Below are 18691 nucleotides of genomic sequence, written 5' to 3' on the forward strand. Positions count from 1 at the left end.
CCGGCTCAGCTACAGGCCGCCAGCACCAACTCGCGGACCCGCGCGGCGTCGGCCTGTCCCTTGGTCGCCTTCATCACCGCACCGACGATGGCACCCGCGGCCTGCACCTTGCCGCCGCGGATCTTCTCCACCACGTCGGGCTGGGCGGCCAGCGCCTCGTCGACGGCGGCCTGGATCACCGAGTCGTCGCGCACCACCTCGAGTCCGCGGTCGGCCATCACCTGCTCGGGTTCGCCCTCACCGGCGAGCACCCCCTCGACCACCTGCCGCGCCAGCTTGTTGGAGAGCTTGCCGCCGTCGACCAGCGCCACCACCGCAGCCACCTGCTTGGGGGTGATGGCCAGCGCGTCCAACTCGACGCCGGCTTCGTTGGCCTTCTGCACCAGAAAGTTTCCCCACCAGGCGCGGGCGGCCTCGCTGGGGGCGCCGTGCTCGACGGTCGCGGCGACCAACTCGACAGCCCCGTTGTTGACCAGGTCGCGCATCACCTCGTCGGAGACGCCCCACTGCTCCTGGACGCGCTTACGCGCCAGCCACGGCAGCTCCGGGATGGCGGCCCGCAACCCCTCGACCAGTTCCGCGTCCGGCGCCACCGGCTCCAGGTCGGGTTCGGGGAAATAGCGGTAATCCTCGGCGGTCTCCTTGGCGCGGCCCGGGCTGGTGTAACCCGCCTCGTGGAAGTGCCGGGTCTCCTGGGTCACGGTCCCGCCCGCGGTCAGCACCGCCCCCTGCCTGCGCATCTCGTAGGCGACGGCCACCTCCACGCTCTTGAGTGAGTTGACGTTCTTGGTTTCGGTGCGGGTGCCGAACTCCTCGGCGCCCGTGGGTTTGAGCGAGACGTTGGCGTCGCAGCGCATCGAGCCCTGATCCATCCGCACGTCGGAGACGCCGAGCGCGCGAAGCAGGTCACGCAGCGCGGTGACGTAGGCGCGCGCGATCTGCGGGGCCCGCTCCCCCGCCCCGACGATCGGGCGGGTGACGATCTCGATCAGCGGCACCCCGGAGCGGTTGTAGTCGATCAGCGACGCGGTGGCGCCCTCGATGCGGCCGGTCTCGCTGCCCAGGTGGGTCAACTTGCCGGTGTCCTCCTCCATGTGGGCGCGTTCGATCTCCACCCGCCAGGTCGAGCCGTCCTCCAGCGGCACGTCCAGGTAGCCGTCGATCGCGATCGGTTCGTCGTACTGGGAGATCTGGTAGTTCTTCGGCATGTCCGGGTAGAAGTAGTTCTTCCGGGCGAACCGGCACCACGGCACGATCTCGCAGTTGAGCGCCAGCCCGATCCGGATCGCCGATTCCACCGCGGCCTCGTTGACCACCGGCAGCGAACCCGGCAGCCCCAGGCACACCGGGCAGACCTGGGTGTTGGGTTCGGCGCCGAACGTGGTGGCGCACCCGCAGAACATCTTGGTCGCCGTGGACAGTTCGACGTGGACCTCCAGGCCCAGCACGGGATCGAAACGCGCGATGACGTCGTCGTAGTCGAGCAGTTCGGTGGTGGCGGCGGTCATGGCTCCTGAGTCTATTCGGCTCCACGATCCCTCCGGCGCCACCCGGCCCGGCATCGGTAGGCTCGCCCCGTGTTAGGCGTGGGAACAAGGACTGCCGCGGCGCTCGGCGCCCTGATCGGCCTGATCACCGGGTGCCAGACCGCCGCCACCGGCACCGGCACCGGCACCGAGGTCATCCACGTCGTACCGGTGGACGGCGACGGGCATCCGGCCGACGGCTACCGGGTGACCACCGAGGGCGGCGTCGTCGACGACTGCACCACCCCGTCGCCGTCGGCGGTGGCCGACGACATCTATCTCTGCTTCCCCTACGCGGCCGGCGCCTACCAGTGCTGGCCGTCGCCGCCGGAGTCGATGCTGTGCCTCTACGACCCGACCGAACGGCAACTGCGCCGGGTCACCTACACCGGCGACCTGCCGGAGGTCCACCCGATCGACACACCCGAACCGCTCGCGTTGCGTCTCGACGACGGCACGCTGTGCTTCCTGCGCCACGGCGGCGCGTGGGGGGTGCGCACCGACGGCTACGAGGCCGCCTACGGCTGCTCGGGTGAGGACACGGTGTTGCGCCGGATGGAACCCGATGCCCCGCCCGCGGTCGACCGCAGCGAGTCGGAGTGGACGGTGCAGGTCGGCCCGGTAGGACGCGACGCCGACCCGGGACCGCCGCAGACCCGCACCGTGGCGACGGCCTGGTTCGCCGGTGACCCGGACTGAGCCGGGCTCACACCGGCCACTGCTCCATCCGGTGGGCGCTGTCCCAGAACATCCACTCGTAGCGGGCGGTGGTGTGGAAATGTCCGCGCATCGCGGCCAGCTCGTCGGCCGAGGCGCGCGCCCCGATCCGGTCGGTGACCGACAGCGCCGCCTCGACGACGTCCTGGAACCCGGCGTCGGCATAGGTGTCGATCCAGCGGCGGTACAGCGGGTCGGTGGAGCCGGTGGCCTGCAGGTGCTCGCCGACGCGCGCGTAGATCCAGTAGCACGGCAGCACGGCGGCGACCGCCTCGGCGTAGGAGCCGGCGTAGGCGGTGGCCAGCAGGTAGCTGACGTAGGCCTGGGTGGTCGGCGCGATAGGCGACGCGGCGGCTCGCTGCGCGTCCATCCCGAGGGCGTCGAGCAGTTCGTCGTGCATCTCCCGCTCGGCGGCCACCGCCTCACCGGCGTGTCGGGCGAACATCATCAGGTCGGCCTCGTCGGGCGCTTTGGCCGCGCACACCGCCAGCGCCTTGGCGTAGCCGCGCAGGTAGTGCGAGTCCTGCACGATGTAGTGCCGGAACCGGTCGCGGTCCAGCGATCCGTCGGTCAGTCCAGTGATGAACGGGTGTACGCAGATACCGCGGTAGATCTCCTCGGCGTCGGTCCACAGCAGGTCACGGGTGCGGGAAGCCATGGAGCCCACCGTATCCGACTCGCCACAGCGAGTCCGTCTGCCTGCGAACGCCATTCGTGGCTCGCTAGAATCGGGCACCGAGACCTCCGGGAGGATCGATGAGCGAACGCAATGTGCTCGGCGGCGAGCTGCAGCCGTGCGGCACCGATCCGGTCACCGGTTTCTACCGCGACGGCTGCTGTTCGAGCGGCCCGGAGGACGTCGGGCTGCACACCATCTGCGCGGTGGTCAGCGCGGAGTTCCTCGACCATCAGCGCTCGATCGGCAACGACCTGTCCACACCGGTACCGCAGTACCGGTTTCCGGGTCTGGTGCCGGGCGATCGCTGGTGCGTGACGGCCCGCAACTGGCTGCGCGCCCACCGCGACGGCCGGGCCGCGCCGGTGGTGCTGGCGGCCACCCACGAACGCACACTGGACGCGGTGCCGCTGGAGGTGTTGCGCGGCTACGCCGTCGACGTGCCCGACGACCTCGGCGACCTGTAGAACGGCTAGCCGAAGAACGCGGCGGCGTCGTCGTAGCGGCTCTGCGGCACCAGCTTGAGCTGGCGCACCGCGTCGGCCAGCGGGACCCGGCCGATGTCCGGGCCGCGCAGCGACACCATCATCCCGTACTCGCCGGCGTGGGCGGCGTCGGCCGCGTTGACCCCGAACCGGGTGGCCAGCACCCGGTCGAACGGGGTGGGGGTGCCTCCGCGCTGCACGTGGCCCAGCACGGTGACCCGCACCTCCTTTTTGACCCGCTGCTCGAGTTCGATCGCCAGCTGGGCGGCCACGCCGGTGAACCGCTCGTGACCGAACTCGTCGGTGCCTCCGGCACGTAGCTCCATCGAGCCGGCGGCGGGCTTGGCGCCCTCGGCGACCACGCAGATGAAGTGCGAGGAACCGTGCTGGAACCGCTTTTTGACCAGCCGGCACACGTCGTCGATGTCGAACGGCTGCTCGGGGATGAGGATGGCGTGGGCGCCGGCGGCCAGCCCGGAGTTCAGCGCGATCCACCCCGCGTGGCGTCCCATCACCTCCACCAGCATCACCCGCTGGTGGGATTCGGCGGTGGAATGCAGCCGGTCGATGGCGTCGGTGGCGACGGTCAGCGCGGTGTCGTGGCCGAATGTGACGTCGGTGCAGTCGATGTCGTTGTCGATGGTCTTGGGCACCCCGACCACCGGGACGTTCTCTTCGGACAGCCAGTGCGCGGCGGTCAGCGTTCCCTCTCCACCGATCGGGATCAACACGTCGATCCCGTTGTCGTCGAGGGTCTGTTTGATCTGGCTCAGTCCGGCCCGCAGCTTGTCCGGGTGCACCCGCGCGGTGCCCAGCACGGTGCCGCCCTTGGTGAGCAGCCGGTCGTTGCGGTCGTCGTTGTAGAGCTGGATGCGCCGGTTCTCCAGCAGGCCGCGCCAGCCGTCCTCGAACCCGACCACGCTGGAGTTGTAGCGCGCGTCGCAGGTCCGCACGATCGCTCGGATGACGGCATTGAGGCCCGGGCAGTCACCACCGCCGGTGAGGATTCCGATTCGCATGTCACCCATCTTGCCGGGTCGGCGCCGCGGGTGCGCGACGATGCCGGTCCCGGCGGAGGTGTGTGCCCCGTGCCCGCCCTCGTCGCCGTGAGTCTGCGCGTGGTGATGTGTCGTGCGCGTTGCGCTGTCACCGGTGCACGCTGCGGGGCTGCGGTGTGAACGAGGGAGTCGAACCCTCTGCACTGCCCTTCGTGCGCCGTAGAGACCGGACTTGGCCCGCCGGTCGGGGCTCGCGCACGCTCCCGCGGCAACTACCTGCCACACCTCGGGGATCACTCGAGCAGATCCACCTCCCAGTTGGCTCGCTGGATCCGGACGTCGAGCTCGCGCAGCGCCTTGGCGACCTCGTCGGCACGCGACCGCAGCTCGGCGACCGGCAGCGCGGAGAGCATCTTCAGCTCCGAGCGCAACTGACGCGTGTACCCGCCCTGGTTGTTGCCGGCAGCGGCGTCGGCGGCGTTGGTGAGCAGCTGGTAGCGCAACCGCAGCGCGTCGCGGCGGGCCAGCGCGTCGGTCAGCGTCCCGTCCGCGCCCAGCGCGGTGGCCGCGTTGGTGCGGTTGATCCGGCGCAGCACGGTCTGGTAGCTCTCGATCGCCGTGTCGGCCTCGGCGAGCAGGCTCGCCGCGTCCTCGGCGGGCTCCTCGCCCTCCTGGTAACGGGCGTTGTTGATGATGCGGGTGCGCAGCTGTTCGACGCGGCGCACCGCGTTCGCCCGCGCCGAGAGCGCTTCGGCCAGCTTCACGATCGGCTCCCCTCGTCCGCTGTGGTCGCCTGCCATCCTCGCACCGCGGGCCGGCCCCCGCGAACGGTTTTTGGGCCCGGTCCGGCTACAGGGTCGGGGCGACGGGAAGCTCCCCGCGTGCCGCCTCGAAGGCCGCGCCCACCTGGTAGAGGCGGTCATCGGCCAGCGGCGGAGCCATGATCTGCAGCCCGACCGGCAGGCCGTCGTCGGCGGACAGGCCGGAGGGCACCGACATCGCGCAGTGCCCGGCGAGGTTCATCGGCAGCGTGCACAGGTCGAAGAAGTACATCGCCAGCGGGTCGTCGATCTTCTCGCCCAGTTTGAACGCGGTGCTCGGCGTCGTCGGCGACACCAGCACGTCGACGTTCTGGTAGGCGGCGTCGAGGTCGCGGGCGACCAGGGTGCGCACCTTCTGGGCCTGGTTGTAGTAGGCGTCGTAGTAGCCGGCCGACAGTGCATAGGTGCCGATCATGATGCGCCGCTTGACTTCCGGGCCGAATCCGGCCGCCCGGGTCAACGCCATGACCTCCTCGGCGCTGCGGGTGCCGTCGTCGCCGACGCGCAGCCCGAAGCGCATCGCGTCGAAGCGGGCCAGGTTGCTGGAGACCTCCGAAGGCATGATCAGGTAGTAGGCGGCCAGCGCGTGTTCGAGGTTCGGGCAGTCCACCTCGCTGACCTGCGCGCCGAGTTCGGTGAGCCGGTCCACCGCGGCCTCGAACGACGCCAGCACCCCGGGCTGATAGCCCTCGCCGCTGCGCAACTGGCGCACCACCCCGACCCGCACGCCGCGCAGATCGCCGGTGGCGCCGACCTGGGCTGCGGCGATCAGATCGGGGATCTCGGCGGTCACCGAGGTGGAGTCGCGGGCGTCGTGCCCGGCGATCACCTGGTGCAGCAGGGCGGCGTCGCGCACCGTGCGGGCGCACGGCCCGCCCTGGTCCAGCGACGACGCGCACGCGATCAGCCCGTAGCGGCTGACGGTGCCGTAGGTGGGTTTGACCCCGACGGTGGCGGTGAGCGCCGCCGGTTGGCGGATCGAGCCGCCGGTGTCGGTGCCGATCGCCAGCGGCGCCTGGAACGCGGCCAGCGCGGTCGCGCTGCCGCCGCCGGAGCCGCCGGGCACCCGGTCGGTGTCCCACGGGTTGCGGGTCACCTGGTAGGCGGAGTTCTCGGTGGAGGAGCCCATCGCGAACTCGTCCATGTTCGTCTTGCCCAGGATGGGGATGCCGGCGGCGCGCAGCCGCATGGTCACGGTGGCGTCGTAGGGGGCGTGCCAGCCCGCGAGGATCTTCGAGGCGCAGGTGGTGGGCATGTCCACCGTGGTGAACACGTCCTTGAGCGCCAGCGGCACCCCGGCCAGCGGGGAGGCCAGCTGTTCGCCGGCGGCGATTGCGGCGTCCACGGCGGCGGCGGCGGCCAGCGCGGCGTCGGCGGCGACGTGCAGGAAGGCGCCGTAGCGCTCGTCGGTGGCGTGGATCTGGTCCAGGCAGGCCTGGGTGATCTCGACCGACGAGAGCTCACCGGCGGCGATGCCCGCGGCCAGCGTGGCGGCGTCGGAACGGACCAGGTCGTCGGTCATTTCGCTGCTCCGGGGGTCTCGTCGCCGAGGATCTGCGGGACCGCGAAGCGGCCCTCGGCGGTCGCCGGTGCGCCCGCCAGCGCCTGGTGCTGGGTCAGGCCCATCCGCACCCGGTCGGGGCGGGTGACGTTGACGTCGGGCAGCGGGTTGCCGGTGGGGGCGACGCCCTCGACGTCGGCGGACTGGATGCTGCTGACGTGGGCCAGGATGGCGTCCAACTGGCCGGCGAACCCGTCGAGTTCGTCGTCGGTCAACGCCAGCCGGGCCAGTTTGGCCAGGTGGGCCACCTCGTCACGGGAGATCTTCGACACGGCCGCCAAGCCTAGTCGCGGGCGCGGGCCGGGCCGGACACGGCCCGGCACGGGGCGCGACAAAACCTCCCAGCGCGGGCGCGGGCCGGGCCGGAGAGACCCCGGCCGGCAACCCGCGCTGTGCGAGAGTTGACGGTGTGACGACGTTTCTGATGCGGGTGCAGCTGCCCGACCGGCCCGGGTCCCTGGGGTCGCTGGCGGTGGCGCTGGGCGCGGTCGGCGTCGACATCCTGTCGCTCGACGTCCTGGAGCGCAGCGCGGGCAGCGCGGTGGACGACCTGGTGGTGGAGTTGCCGGCCGGTGGCATGCCCGACCGGCTGATCAGCGCCGCCGAGGCGCTGCCCGGCGTGCGGGTGGACAGCGTGCGTCCGCACACCGGCATGCTGGACGCGCACCGCGAACTCGAGCTCATCGACCACATCGCCGCCGCAGGCGGGCGCGCGGGCAAGCTGCAGGTGCTCGTCGACGGTGCGCCGCGGGTGCTGCGCGCCGGCTGGTGCGCGGTGGTGCAGGGCTCCGACGACGGAGTGACCCGGCTCGCGGGCAGCGGCAGCGCGCCGGAGACCCAGGTGCGGGTGGCGCCGTGGCTGCCGCTGCACCGGCCCACCACGTTGGACCTCGAGGCGGATTGGGTGCCCGAGGTCTGGCGGGAGCTCGACACCGCGCTGGCCGCCGCCCCGCTGGGCGACCCGCGCACCGCGATCGTGCTGGGCCGGCCCGGCGGGCCGGGTTTCCGGGCCTCGGAGGTGGCGCGGCTGGGCTATCTGGCCGGGATCGTCGCCACCTTGCTGCGCTGAGCGACCTGCGCTGAGCGACCGCGCCGAGCCGCCCGCGCAGAGCGATCAGCTCAGCGTGGCGGTCGGCGGACTGGTCGACACGTCGGCCTTGCCGTAGATCGTGGTGGACACCGTGCCGGTGACGTCGCCGCCATCGCGTTTCTTGGCCTTCAGCGGCCAGTCCACCGTGCCGTCGAAGCGCACCGACATGTCGTACTGGCTGAAGCTGTCCAGCTTGAGCGGGCTGAGGTCGGGCATGCCCCACTCGACGGTGTTCTCGGCCGCCTCGCTGCGGCTGACCCGTTGCGGGCAGTTCGGCGGCGAGAGCGCACGCGACTTGTTGCACTCGGTGATTGCCGCCTTGATCGCGGTCATCACCCCCTGCCTGCCCTGGTCGCTCAGGTCGAACTCGACGTTCAGCGAACTGAACGACGCGTAGCTGAACCCGTTGAGCAACATCGGTTCCGAGTCGACCTTGAGGTTCTTGTTGGTGCTGGCCAGGTCCAGCCAGCCCGGGAAGACGTACGCGGCCGAGTCCACCGGCTTGCCGAACAGGGTCAGCGTCTCCATCGGGGTGTCGCGGGTGCGGGTGGGCGGCTCGATCTTGATCGCGGCCTGCTTGAGCTTCCACTGCTTGTCGGACCGCTCCATCTGGATCGTCTCGTCGGAGACCTTGTCGCCGAACTTCACCCGCACGTGCACGCTGGCCATGCTGATGAAGCTGGCGGCGTCGTCGCTGAGGATCTGGATGTCGCTGATCGGCATCTTCTCGATCTGCTTCTTGAGGATCTCGTCGGTGAGCAGGTCGGTGGAGCCGGGCTGGTCGAGGCCGTAGGACAGCGCGGCTTCGGCGTCGCCGCGGCTCAGCGCCTCCAGGTAGCCGGTCAGCGCCTCGCCTGGGGTGCCGTCCTTGCCGCCGCCACCGCCCAGCGTGACCACCGCGATCACCGCGGCCACCAGCACGACGACGCCGGTGATCGCCAGGCCGATGAACAGCGGTTTGCGGTTGCGGCTCGGTGGCGGTCCACCCTGCCACGGCGCGGCACCGGCCGGCGGGTAGCCCGGCGGGGGCGGGTAGCCGGGCTGGTACCCCGGCTGGGGCTGGTACCCCGGCGCGGGCTGATAGCCGGGCGGGGGGAACTGCGGGTCGCCGGGCTGGCTCCCCGGGTACCCACCGGGTCCGAACGACATGGGGCTCCTCTCACCGCGGAGCGCCGATCACCCCCGCAAAGGTTGTCGCCGCCCGCCGGGCCGGGCGGGCCGCGCTCAGTTTAACCAGGCCACGACCACCGGCCGCACGGTGTTTTCCCGGTGTGCTCAGCCGCCGGAGACCGCGTCGGGCCCCTGCTCCAGCAGCGCGACGAAGCCGTCCTCGTCGAGCACCGGCACCCCGAGCTCGACGGCCTTGTCGTATTTGGCGCCCGGTGAATCCCCGGCCACGACATAGGACGTCTTCTTCGACACCGAGCCGGCGGCCTTGCCGCCGCGGGCGACGATCGCCTCCTTGGCGGCGTCGCGGGAGAACCGGTCCAGCGACCCGGTGACCACGATCGTCAGCCCCTCACAGGTGCGGGCGATGCTGGCGTCGCGCTCGTCGGCCATCCGCACGCCGGCAGCCCGCCACTTCTCGACGATCTCGCGGCGCCAGTCCACCGCGAACCAGTCGGTGATCGCCGCGGCGATGGTCGGGCCCACCCCGTCCACGTCGGCCAGCTCGTCGGTGCCGGCCGCCATGATCGCCGACATGCTGAGGAACTCGGTGGCCAGCGCGCGGGCCGCGGTCGGCCCGACGTGCCGGATCGACAACGCCACCAGCACCCGCCACAGCGGTTTGTCCCTGGCGTTGGCCAGGTTGGCCAGCAGCCGCTCACCGTTCTTCGACAGCACGCCGTCCTGGGTGGTGAACAGCGCGGTGCGCAGCAGGTCGGCCTCGGTGAGGGTGAACAGGTCGCCCTCGTCGCCGATCACCCCGGCGGCCAGCAACTCGGTCGCCGCCTCATAGCCCAGCGCCTCGATGTCGAACGCGCCGCGCCCGGCGACGTGGAAGACCCGTTCCCGCAGCTGCGCCGGGCAGAACCGCGCGTTGGGGCAGCGGATGTCGACGTCGCCCTCCTTGGCCGGCGCCAGTTCGGTGCCGCACTCCGGGCAGTGGGTGGGCATGACGAACGCCCGCTCGGTGCCGTCTCGTACGTCGACGACCGGGCCGAGCACCTCGGGGATGACGTCGCCGGCCTTGCGGATCACCACGGTGTCGCCGATCAGCACTCCCTTGCGGCCCACCTCGGCGGCGTTGTGCAGGGTGGCGAGGCTGACCGTGGAGCCGGCGACGGTCACCGGGGTCATGTAGGCGAACGGGGTGACCCGGCCGGTCCGCCCGACGCTGACCCGGATGTCGAGCAGCGTGGTGGTGGCCTCCTCGGGCGGGTACTTGTAGGCCACCGCCCAACGCGGAGCGCGGGAGGTGGCGCCGAGGCGGCGCTGCAGCGCCCTGTCGTCGATCTTGACCACCAGGCCATCGATCTCGTGCTCGACGTCGTGGCGGTGCTCGCCCCAGTAGATGATCCGCTCGGCGACCGCGTCGATGCCCTCCACCCGGGCGGTGTGGGCGGAGACCGGCAGGCCCCAAGACTGCAACGCGGTGTACGCCTCGTGCAGGGTGTCCGGGTCGAACCCCTCGGTGTGGCCCAGGCCGTGACAAATCATCCGCAGCGGCCGACGGGCGGTCACCGCCGGGTTCTTCTGCCGCAGCGAGCCCGCGGCGCTGTTACGAGGGTTGGCGAACGGGGACTTGCCCTCGGCGACCAGCCCGGCGTTGAGGGTCTCGAAGTCGGCCAGCCGGAAGTAGACCTCGCCGCGCACCTCGAGCACGGCAGGAACCGGGAACTCCTCGCTGCCGGTGAGCTGGACCGGGATGTCGTCGATGGTGCGGGCGTTGAGGGTGACGTCCTCGCCGGTCACCCCGTCGCCGCGAGTGGCCGCGCTGACGAGCTTGCCGTCGCGGTACACCAGCGCCAGTGCCGCCCCGTCGATCTTGAGTTCGCAGAGATAGGCGGTGTCGCCGCCGATCTCGGTGCGCACCCGGGTCGCCCACGCCATCAGTTCGTCGGGATCGAACACGTCGTCGAGGGAGAGCATGCGGTCGATGTGCTTGGCCGGGGTGAACTCGGTGGCGAACCCGGCGCCGCCGACCAACTGGGTCGGCGAATCGGGGGTGCGCAGCTCCGGGTGCTCGTCCTCCAGCGCGATCAGCGTGTTGAACAGCCGGTCGAATTCGGCGTCGGAGATGATCGGGGCGTCGCGCACGTAGTAGCGGAACTGGTGTTCGCGCACCTCGTCGGCGAGTTCGCGCCACCGTCGCCGCACGTCGGGGGCGATCGGGTCAACCTCGGGGGAGCTCACGGTTGCAGGCTATCGCCGAACACCGTCTCGGGGTCGCCGGCCAGGGCGGCCGCGGCCAGCCGGGCCAACTCGATCGCCCGGCGCGCCCAGGGCGTGCTCGCCCCGGCCAGCCCGCAAGCCGGGGTGATCCCGATGCGCTCGGCCAGCGCCGCACGCGGCAGCCCGATGCGGTCGACGAGGGCCGCGGCCGCGCCGGCGATCTGTCCGACGTCCGGCTTCCTCGCCGACGCCGGGCCGACGGCGGGAACCGCCCCGAGCAGCACGGTGCGGCCGGCGTCGACGAACTCCCCGATCCCCTCGTCGTCGGCGGCCGTGAGCCGATCGAGGTCGACCGAGACCGCACCGATCATACTGCGACGCAACAGCTTCCACGGCACCTTCGCGGCGCAGCAATGCAGAGCGGTATCACCTTCCCCGGCGCAGGCGTCGAGCAGCTCCAGCGCGACGGCCTCGTCGACCGCAGGCACCGCGGTCAGCGCCGTCACCCCGGTCAGGCGGCCGGCCAGCGCGGCGGGCAGCGCCGGCTCGTCGAGCTGGACCACCACCGGGGTGTTGAGGCGGCGGCTCAGCTCCGCGGTGTGGGCGGCGAGCCCCTCGGCCAGCGACGCGGCCAGGTCGCGCACCGCGCCGGGGTCGGTCAGCGCGCGGTGGCCGTTGCCCAGCTCGAGTTCGGCGGCCAGGGTGATCGGGCCGGGGGCCTGGACCTTGACCGGCCGGCCCTCCCCGCCCAGGCCGGCGCTCTCCCAGGCCTCCTCCAGTGCGTCGAGGTCCTCGCCGAGCAGGCTGGTCGCGCGCCGGGTGACCGCCCCGGGCCGCGCGGCCACCCGGTAGCCGCGGGGCGTGGTGTCGATCGCGATGTCGATCAGTAGCGCCCCGGCCCGACCGATCAGGTCCGCGCCCACGCCGCGGGACGGCAGTTCCACCAGGTGCGGCAGCGCGGGCAGTTCGCCGACGATGACGGCGGCAGCCTGCCGGGGCGGCGCGGGCGGCCAGGAGCCGATCCCGGTCGCGGTGGCGAAGACACTCACCGGCTCACCGTAGCGGCGCGGCGGATCCCCGCATGCGGCGGGCGATCTCGCCGTAACGTTCGAAACGGTCCAGGTCGCCGCCGTGGTGCAGCCCCAGCGCGTTGTAGAGCACCAGCCGCTCGGTGAGACCGTCGTACTTCGCGGTGAGCGCGTCGGCCAGCCCGTCCCAGGTGGCCTCGGTGGCGAACATCGCCAGGTGCTCGTCGGTGATCTGCGCGGCCATCCCGGCGATGTCGGCGGCCTTCTGCTTCTCCCGGATGCGCGCGGTGGTGCCCTCGAACCCGGCCTCGTCCCAGATGAAGGCGTAGTTGGGGGTGCTGCCGTAGAAGGCGAGGCTGGCCCGCACCAGTTCGCGTTCGGCGTGGCGTTCGGCGTCGTCGTCACCGACGATGGTCAGCGCGGGCACGGTCACCGCGACGTCGGCCGGGTCGCGGCCGGCTTTGGCCGCCCCGGCGGCGACGTTGGGCAGCACGTGGCGGCGCAGATAGCCGGGGTCGCCCAGCGGGTGGACGTGCACGCCGTCGGCGACCTCGCCGGCCATCCGCAGCATCCACAGGTTGACCGCTGCCGCATCGACTTTCGGGTCGGGAACGTCGATCGGGCCCGGGCTCCACTGCGGGGTGATGAAGTCCAGCTCGTAGAACTCGCCGAAATAGTCCAGCTCACCGGTGCGAAACGCCGTGAAGCAGGCCTTGACCGCCTTGATGTAGTCCCGCAGCCGCGGCCCGGGCGGGTCGAACGCGGCGCCGTAGCGGCGCTCCACATGCCTGCGGACCTGGGTGCCCAGCCCGAGCCGGAAGTCACCGCCGGTGGCCTGCTGCAACTCCCAGGCGCTGACTGCGGTCACGAACGGGCTGCGCGGGAAGGCCACCGCCACCCCGGTGGACAGCGCCAGGCCGGGCGCGGCCTGGGAGGCGACCGCGGCACCCAGATAGGCGGTGCGCCCGCCCTCGGTGAACAGCAGCCCGGCGAAGCCGGCCGCCTGGGCGCGGCGGGCCAGCTCCGCAGTGCCGGCCAGTGGACCGGGGATCACCATCGCCTCGACGTGCATGGGCCCCACCGTAGCCAGCCGCGACGTGGTTCACGCCGTGTCGGCGATGGTTGCGCTGGCGATCACTTCGTCGCCGGCCGGGTCGGGCAGGTAGCAGGCCAGGGTCTGCCCCCGGGCCACGCCGCGCAGCGGGGCGCGCAGGGTCACCTCGAGGCGCTCCCCCGCGGGCCGGGCGATGGCGGGCACGGTCTCGCCGTGGGCGCGTACCTGCACCTCGCAGTCGACGGGCTCGGTGAAGGCGGTGCCGGCGGTGTAGACCGGGTCGGCGCCGGTGAGCGCCCAGACGTCGAGGTCTTCCACCGAGCCGACGGTGACGGTGCCGGTGGCGGCGTCGATCGCGGTGACGTAGCGCGGTTTGCCGTCCGCGCCCGGACCTGAAATACCCAGTCCCTTGCGCTGCCCGATGGTGAAGCCGTGCACGCCGTCGTGGTGGGCCAGGACGGTGCCGTCGGCGTCGACGACGCTGCCGCGCCGCACGCCGATGTTCATCCCGAGGAAGGCCTGGGTGTCGCCGGACGGGATGAAGCAGATGTCGTGGCTGTCGGGTTTGTCGGCGACGGCCAAGCCCCGGCGTTCGGCTTCGGCCCGGATCTGCGGTTTGGGCGTGTCGCCGACCGGGAACGCGGCGTGGCGCAGTTGTTCGGCGGTGAGCACGGCCAGCACGTAGGACTGGTCCTTGTCGGCGTCGACGGCGCGGCGCAGCCTGCCGTCGACCAGCCGCGCGTAGTGGCCGGTGGCGACGGTGTCGAAGCCCAGCGCCAGCGCGCGGGCGGCCACGGCGGAGAACTTGATCTCCTCGTTGCAGCGCACGCACGGGTTGGGGGTCTCGCCACGGGCGTAGGACTCGATGAAGTCGTCGATCACGGTCTCTTTGAACTTCTCCGCGAAATCCCAGACGTAGAACGGGATTCCGAGGATGTCGGCGACCCGGCGGGCGTCGTCGGCGTCCTCTTTGGAGCAGCAGCCCCGCGATCCGCTGCGCAGGGTGCCGGGCGCGCTCGACAACGCCAGGTGCACCCCGGTGACGTCGTGGCCGGCGTCGACCATGCGGGCGGCGGCGACCGAGGAGTCCACGCCGCCGCTCATCGCTGCGAGCACCTTCATCGGATCAGCCCCGCGCTGGCCAGCGCCGCCTGCCGGGCCCGCTCCACCGCGGCAGGCAGCACCCGCAGGGCGGTGTCCACATCCTCGTCGACGCTGGTGTGACCCAACGACAACCGCAGCGACCCGCGCGCACCGGCCGGGTCCACGCCCATCGCGGTGAGCACATGCGAGGCGCGGGCCACCCCCGCGGTGCAGGCCGACCCGGTGGAGCATTCGATCCCGTTGGCGTCCAGCAGCATCAGCAGCGAGTCGCCCTCACAGCCGCGGAAGGTGAAGTGGGCGTTGCCCGGCAGCCGCGGTGTGCGGGGACCGTTGAGGACGGTGTCGGGGATGGCGTCCAGCACCCCGTCGATGAGGCGGTCGCGCAGCCCGGTCAGCCGGGCACTGTTGTCGGCAAGGCCGGCCACGGCGATGTCCAAAGCGGTGGCCATCCCGGCAGCGCCCGCCGCGTTCGGGGTGCCGGAGCGTACGTCGCGTTCCTGCCCGCCGCCGTGCAGCAGCGGCACACATGCCACGTCGCGGCGTAGCAGCAGTGCGCCGACACCGGGCGGGCCGCCGAACTTGTGGGCGGTCACGCTCATCGCCGAGAGCGCGGTCGCACCGAAGGACACCGGCAACTGCCCGATCGCCTGCACCGCGTCGCTGTGGAGGGGCACCCCGAATTCCGCGGTGACCTCGGCCAGCTCCTCGATCGGCAGCACGGTGCCGACCTCGTTGTTGGCCCACATGATCGAGACCAGCGCGACATCGTCGCTGCCCTGCAGCGCCTCCCGCAGCGCCGCCGGACTGACCGATCCGTCGGCGGCGGTGGGCAGAACGGTCACCTCGGCACCCTGGTGGTCGGCCAGCCAGGTGACGGCGTCGAGCACGGCGTGATGTTCCACCGCGGTGGTGACGATGCGGCGGCGGCGCGGGTCGGCGGTGCGCCGTGCCCAGTAGATGCCCTTGACCGCGAGGTTGTCGCTTTCGGTGCCGCCCGCGGTGAACAGCACTTCGGAGGGGCGCGCACCCAGGGCGGCGGCGACGCTCTCCCGCGACTCCTCCATCACCCGCCGCGCCGAGCGTCCGGCGGTGTGCAGGGAGGCGGCGTTGCCGACGGTGGCCAAGATAGCGGTCATCGCCTCGATGGCCTGCGGGTACATCGGGGTGGTGGCGGCGTGGTCCAGATACACCATGACCCGCCCAGACTACCGGCGGGCGCCCCGCGGCGGCGCGCCCGGCCACCCAGCACCACTCAACTGGCCGCTGCCTTCCCCGCCGGGGCGCCGTAGCCCTGAGATCGACACGTCAGCGGCGCGATAGCCCCGTTTTCGGCCACTTTTCTGCGTTTGGACGTCGTTTTCAGGGCCGACAGGGGGGCGGCGCCGCCGGCGGCGCGGAAAACGCCCGGTCCGGCCGTGCCGGGCCGCCCCCGGCACGCGAGAGGCCCCGTCACGCGGGCGTGACGGGGCCTCTCGGCTGCTCGTGGAAGAAGCGGTCAGCCCTTGCGGGACTTGATCGCCTCGGTCAGCTGCGGGGCGACGTTGAACAGGTCGCCCACGATGCCGTAGTCGGCGATCTCGAAGATCGGCGCCTCTTCGTCCTTGTTGACCACCACGATGGTCTTGGACGTCTGCATGCCGGCCCGGTGCTGGATCGCGCCGGAGATGCCCAACGCGATGTACAGCTGCGGCGACACGGTCTTACCGGTCTGACCGATCTGGAACTGGCCCGGGTAGTAGCCCGAGTCCACCGCCGCGCGCGAGGCGCCCACCGCGGCGCCCAGCGAGTCGGCGAGCTCCTCGACGACGCTGAAATTGTCGGCGCTGCCCACGCCGCGGCCACCGGCCACCACGACGGAGGCCTCGGTCAGCTCCGGGCGGTCGCCGGCCTCGACCGGGTCCGCGGAGGTGACCTTGGTGTCGTTCTCCTCCGCACCGGGAACCTCGACGGTCACCTGCTCGCCGGCACCGTCGGCGGCCTCGGCCTCGATCGAGCCGGGGCGCACGGTGATGACCGGGGTGTCCCCGTTGGCCTGCGCCTCGACGGTGAACGCGCCACCGAAGATGGAGTGCACGCCCTTGCCGCCCTCCTGCACGTCGACCACGTCGACCAGCAGGCCCGAGCCGATCCGGGCGGCCAGCCGCCCGGCGATCTCGCGGCCGTCGATGCTGGCGGCCAGCAGCACGGCCGCCGGGGACGCCGACTCGACCAGCTCGGCCAGCACGTTGACCTGCGGGGTGATCAGATACTGGCCGACCACGTCGGACTCGGCCACGTAGATCTTGGCCGCGCCGGCCGCTTTCAGACCGTCGACCAGCGGCTCGGCGGTGCCGGACCCACCGATCACGACGGCGGACGGCTCACCCAGCCGGCGGGCGGCGGTGAGCAGTTCGGAGGTGACCTTCTTCAGGGCACCGTCGGTGTGCTCGACGAGCACCAGTACTTCAGCCATGTTGTCTCTTCCCTAAACCAGTCTGGACGTCTCTAAATGAGTTTCTGGGCAACCAGGTATTCGGCGATCTTGGTGCCGCCCTCGCCCTCGTCGGCGATCTTCTCACCGGCGGTCTTCGGCGGCTTGGGCGTCGACGCGGTCACCGTGGACCCGGCGTTGGCGAGCCCGACCTCGTCGGCCTCGACACCGATCTCGGCCAGCGAGAGCACGGTGACTTCCTTCTTCTTGGCGGCCATGATGCCCTTGAAGGACGGGAAGCGCGGCTCGTTGATCTTCTCGTTCACACTGACCACGGCGGGCAGGGCGGCCTCCAGGGCGAACACGCCCTCGTCGGTCTCCCGCTCGGCGGTGAGCTTGCCGCCCTCGATCGTGAGCTTGCGCACCTGGGTGACCTGCGGCAGGCCCAGGTACTCGGCGATGATGGCCGGCACCGCGCCGCCGACACCGTCGGTGGACTCGTTGCCCGCGATGACCAGCTCGGTGCCCTCGATGGTGCCCAGCGCCTTGGCCAGCGCCCAGGCGGTCTGGATGACGTCGGAGCCCTTCATGCCGTCGTCCTTGATGTGCACCGCCTTGTCGGCGCCCATCGACAGCGCCTTGCGGATCGCCTCGGTGGCGCGCTCGGGGCCTGCGGTGAGCACGGTGACGGTGCCCTCGGCGCCTTCCTTCTCGCGGATCAGCAGCGCTTCCTCGACGGCACGCTCGTTGATCTCGTCGAGCACCGCGTCGGCGGCGTCCCGGTCAAGGGTGAAGTCACCGTCGCTGAGCTTGCGCTCCGACCATGTGTCAGGGACCTGTTTGATCAGGACCACGATGTTCGTCATAAGTCTGGTCTGTCCTCCTCGAACGCGTCCTGCAGCGGCGGCCACCGGACTTGGCTCACGATAATGCGGAACAACACATCAGGTTACTCATGGGTAACTTAGCCCGTTTCGCTCGTCTACCATAACGGGTGGGTTGAAGCGTTCTCGCTGCGCGTCGAGGTGACCCGTTCGCACCCGGCTCGCCCGCCCGATAGCCTGCCTGTGCAATGAGCGCATCCGCCACCGAGGGCCACGACGCCCCGCCCGCACCGGACGCCGACCCCGGGTTGGCGCTGACCGGGGAACGAACCGTCCCCGGCCTCGCCGAGGAGAACTACTGGTTCCGTCGCCACGAGGTCGTCTACCAGCGACTCGCGCCGCGCTGCGCCGGCCGCGACGTGCTCGAGGCCGGCAGCGGTGAGGGGTACGGCGCCGACATGCTCGCCGGGGTGGCCCACCGGGTCATCGGCGTCGACTACGACGAGAGTGCGGTGGCCCACGTGCAGGCCCGGTATCCGCGGGTGGAGATGGTGGCGGGCAATCTCGCCGAGCTGCCGCTGCCGGACGCGGCGGTCGACGTGGTGGTCAACTTCCAGGTCATCGAGCACCTGTGGGACCAGCCGGGGTTCGTCGCCGAGTGCGCACGGGTGTTGCGCCCGGGCGGGCTGCTGATGATGTCGACTCCCAACCGGATCACCTTCTCCCCCGGCCGCGACACCCCGATCAACCCCTTCCACACCCGCGAGCTCAACGCCGCCGAGCTGACCGAACTGCTCACCGACGGCGGCTTCACGATGGAGTCGATGAGCGGGTTGTTCCACGGTCCGCGGCTGCGCGAGCTCGACGCCCGCCACGGCGGGTCGATCATCGACGCCCAGATCGCCGTGGCGGTCGCAGGCACGCCGTGGCCCGCGGAGCTGGCCGCCGACGTCGCCGGGGTGTCCACCGCCGACTTCGACCTGGTGGCCGCCGGCGCCGATGCGGACCACCACATCGATGACAGCCTGGACCTGATCGCGATCGCGGTGCGGCCGTGAGTA

The 18691-nt window shown here is 71.6% G+C and carries 18 protein-coding genes; 4 read left to right on the forward strand and 14 right to left on the reverse strand.

Annotated elements, in window-relative coordinates:
* Window positions 1-5 precede the first annotated feature (5 nt).
* A complete protein-coding gene (gene gatB, locus AWC30_RS01020) occupies window positions 6-1508 on the reverse strand; it encodes an Asp-tRNA(Asn)/Glu-tRNA(Gln) amidotransferase subunit GatB (protein ID WP_085107580.1) in 1503 nt (500 codons plus the stop codon).
* Window positions 1509-1586: 78 nt separating this feature from the next.
* Here gatB and AWC30_RS01025 point away from each other — a divergent pair, with 78 nt between their 5' ends.
* Entirely contained in the window at window positions 1587-2225 is a 639-nt protein-coding gene (locus AWC30_RS01025; RefSeq protein ID WP_085107583.1) for a hypothetical protein, read from the forward strand.
* A 7-nt stretch (window positions 2226-2232) separates the two neighbouring features.
* Here AWC30_RS01025 and tenA read toward each other — a convergent pair whose 3' ends face one another.
* On the reverse strand, window positions 2233-2901 hold the full coding sequence (gene tenA / locus AWC30_RS01030) for a thiaminase II (protein ID WP_085107585.1): 669 nt from the start codon (window positions 2899-2901) through the stop codon (window positions 2233-2235).
* 98 nt (window positions 2902-2999) lie between these two features.
* Here tenA and AWC30_RS01035 point away from each other — a divergent pair, with 98 nt between their 5' ends.
* Window positions 3000-3386: a DUF2237 family protein gene (locus AWC30_RS01035; RefSeq protein WP_085107588.1), complete on the forward strand. Its 387-nt coding sequence runs from the start codon at window positions 3000-3002 to the stop codon at window positions 3384-3386.
* A 5-nt stretch (window positions 3387-3391) separates the two neighbouring features.
* Here AWC30_RS01035 and AWC30_RS01040 read toward each other — a convergent pair whose 3' ends face one another.
* The 4 genes from AWC30_RS01040 to gatC form a co-directional block, all read right to left on the reverse strand.
* Window positions 3392-4423 carry an ATP-dependent 6-phosphofructokinase gene (locus AWC30_RS01040; protein ID WP_085107716.1) on the reverse strand — a complete coding sequence of 344 codons (1032 nt, stop codon included), beginning with the start codon at window positions 4421-4423 and terminating at the stop codon, window positions 3392-3394.
* A 272-nt stretch (window positions 4424-4695) separates the two neighbouring features.
* Window positions 4696-5166, reverse strand: a complete 471-nt coding sequence (locus AWC30_RS01045) for a DIP1984 family protein (RefSeq protein WP_085107591.1) — start codon at window positions 5164-5166, stop codon at window positions 4696-4698.
* Window positions 5167-5251: 85 nt separating this feature from the next.
* Window positions 5252-6745: an Asp-tRNA(Asn)/Glu-tRNA(Gln) amidotransferase subunit GatA gene (gatA, locus tag AWC30_RS01050; RefSeq protein WP_085107593.1), complete on the reverse strand. Its 1494-nt coding sequence runs from the start codon at window positions 6743-6745 to the stop codon at window positions 5252-5254.
* Entirely contained in the window at window positions 6742-7056 is a 315-nt protein-coding gene (gene gatC, locus AWC30_RS01055; protein WP_085107595.1) for an Asp-tRNA(Asn)/Glu-tRNA(Gln) amidotransferase subunit GatC, read from the reverse strand. Before gatC ends, gatA begins: the two co-directional genes overlap by 4 nt.
* Window positions 7057-7208: 152 nt before the next feature.
* On the opposite strand from gatC, the gene AWC30_RS01060 reads away from it, so the two are divergent.
* Window positions 7209-7853, forward strand: coding sequence for an ACT domain-containing protein (locus AWC30_RS01060; RefSeq protein ID WP_085107597.1), 645 nt, complete (start codon window positions 7209-7211; stop codon window positions 7851-7853).
* A gap of 45 nt (window positions 7854-7898) precedes the next feature.
* On the opposite strand, the gene AWC30_RS01065 is transcribed toward AWC30_RS01060, so the two are convergent.
* From AWC30_RS01065 to AWC30_RS01100, 8 genes are all read right to left on the reverse strand, one after another.
* Window positions 7899-9023, reverse strand: coding sequence for a DUF4878 domain-containing protein (locus tag AWC30_RS01065; RefSeq protein ID WP_085107599.1), 1125 nt, complete (start codon window positions 9021-9023; stop codon window positions 7899-7901).
* Window positions 9024-9149: 126 nt separating this feature from the next.
* On the reverse strand, window positions 9150-11231 hold the full coding sequence (ligA, locus tag AWC30_RS01070) for an NAD-dependent DNA ligase LigA (RefSeq protein ID WP_085107601.1): 2082 nt from the start codon (window positions 11229-11231) through the stop codon (window positions 9150-9152).
* On the reverse strand, window positions 11228-12259 hold the full coding sequence (locus AWC30_RS01075; RefSeq protein ID WP_085107604.1) for a uroporphyrinogen decarboxylase/cobalamine-independent methonine synthase family protein: 1032 nt from the start codon (window positions 12257-12259) through the stop codon (window positions 11228-11230). The genes ligA and AWC30_RS01075 overlap by 4 nt, the downstream gene beginning before the upstream one ends.
* Before the next feature lie 4 nt (window positions 12260-12263).
* Entirely contained in the window at window positions 12264-13310 is a 1047-nt protein-coding gene (locus tag AWC30_RS01080; protein ID WP_085107720.1) for a TIGR03617 family F420-dependent LLM class oxidoreductase, read from the reverse strand.
* Window positions 13311-13340: 30 nt separating this feature from the next.
* Window positions 13341-14414, reverse strand: a complete 1074-nt coding sequence (mnmA, locus tag AWC30_RS01085; RefSeq protein WP_085107608.1) for a tRNA 2-thiouridine(34) synthase MnmA — start codon at window positions 14412-14414, stop codon at window positions 13341-13343.
* A complete protein-coding gene (locus AWC30_RS01090) occupies window positions 14411-15589 on the reverse strand; it encodes a cysteine desulfurase family protein (RefSeq protein WP_085107610.1) in 1179 nt (392 codons plus the stop codon). Before AWC30_RS01090 ends, mnmA begins: the two co-directional genes overlap by 4 nt.
* A 302-nt stretch (window positions 15590-15891) precedes the next feature.
* Window positions 15892-16848, reverse strand: a complete 957-nt coding sequence (locus AWC30_RS01095) for an electron transfer flavoprotein subunit alpha/FixB family protein (protein WP_085107613.1) — start codon at window positions 16846-16848, stop codon at window positions 15892-15894.
* Window positions 16849-16880: 32 nt separating this feature from the next.
* On the reverse strand, window positions 16881-17672 hold the full coding sequence (locus AWC30_RS01100; RefSeq protein ID WP_085107616.1) for an electron transfer flavoprotein subunit beta/FixA family protein: 792 nt from the start codon (window positions 17670-17672) through the stop codon (window positions 16881-16883).
* Between the two features lie 206 nt (window positions 17673-17878).
* Between AWC30_RS01100 and AWC30_RS01105 the strand changes: the two genes are divergently transcribed.
* A complete protein-coding gene (locus tag AWC30_RS01105; protein ID WP_085107618.1) occupies window positions 17879-18688 on the forward strand; it encodes a class I SAM-dependent methyltransferase in 810 nt (269 codons plus the stop codon).
* Window positions 18689-18691: the final 3 nt, after the last annotated feature.

Source organism: Mycolicibacillus trivialis (assembly GCF_002102395.1).
Taxonomy (GTDB): Bacteria; Actinomycetota; Actinomycetes; order Mycobacteriales; family Mycobacteriaceae; genus Mycobacterium; species Mycobacterium triviale.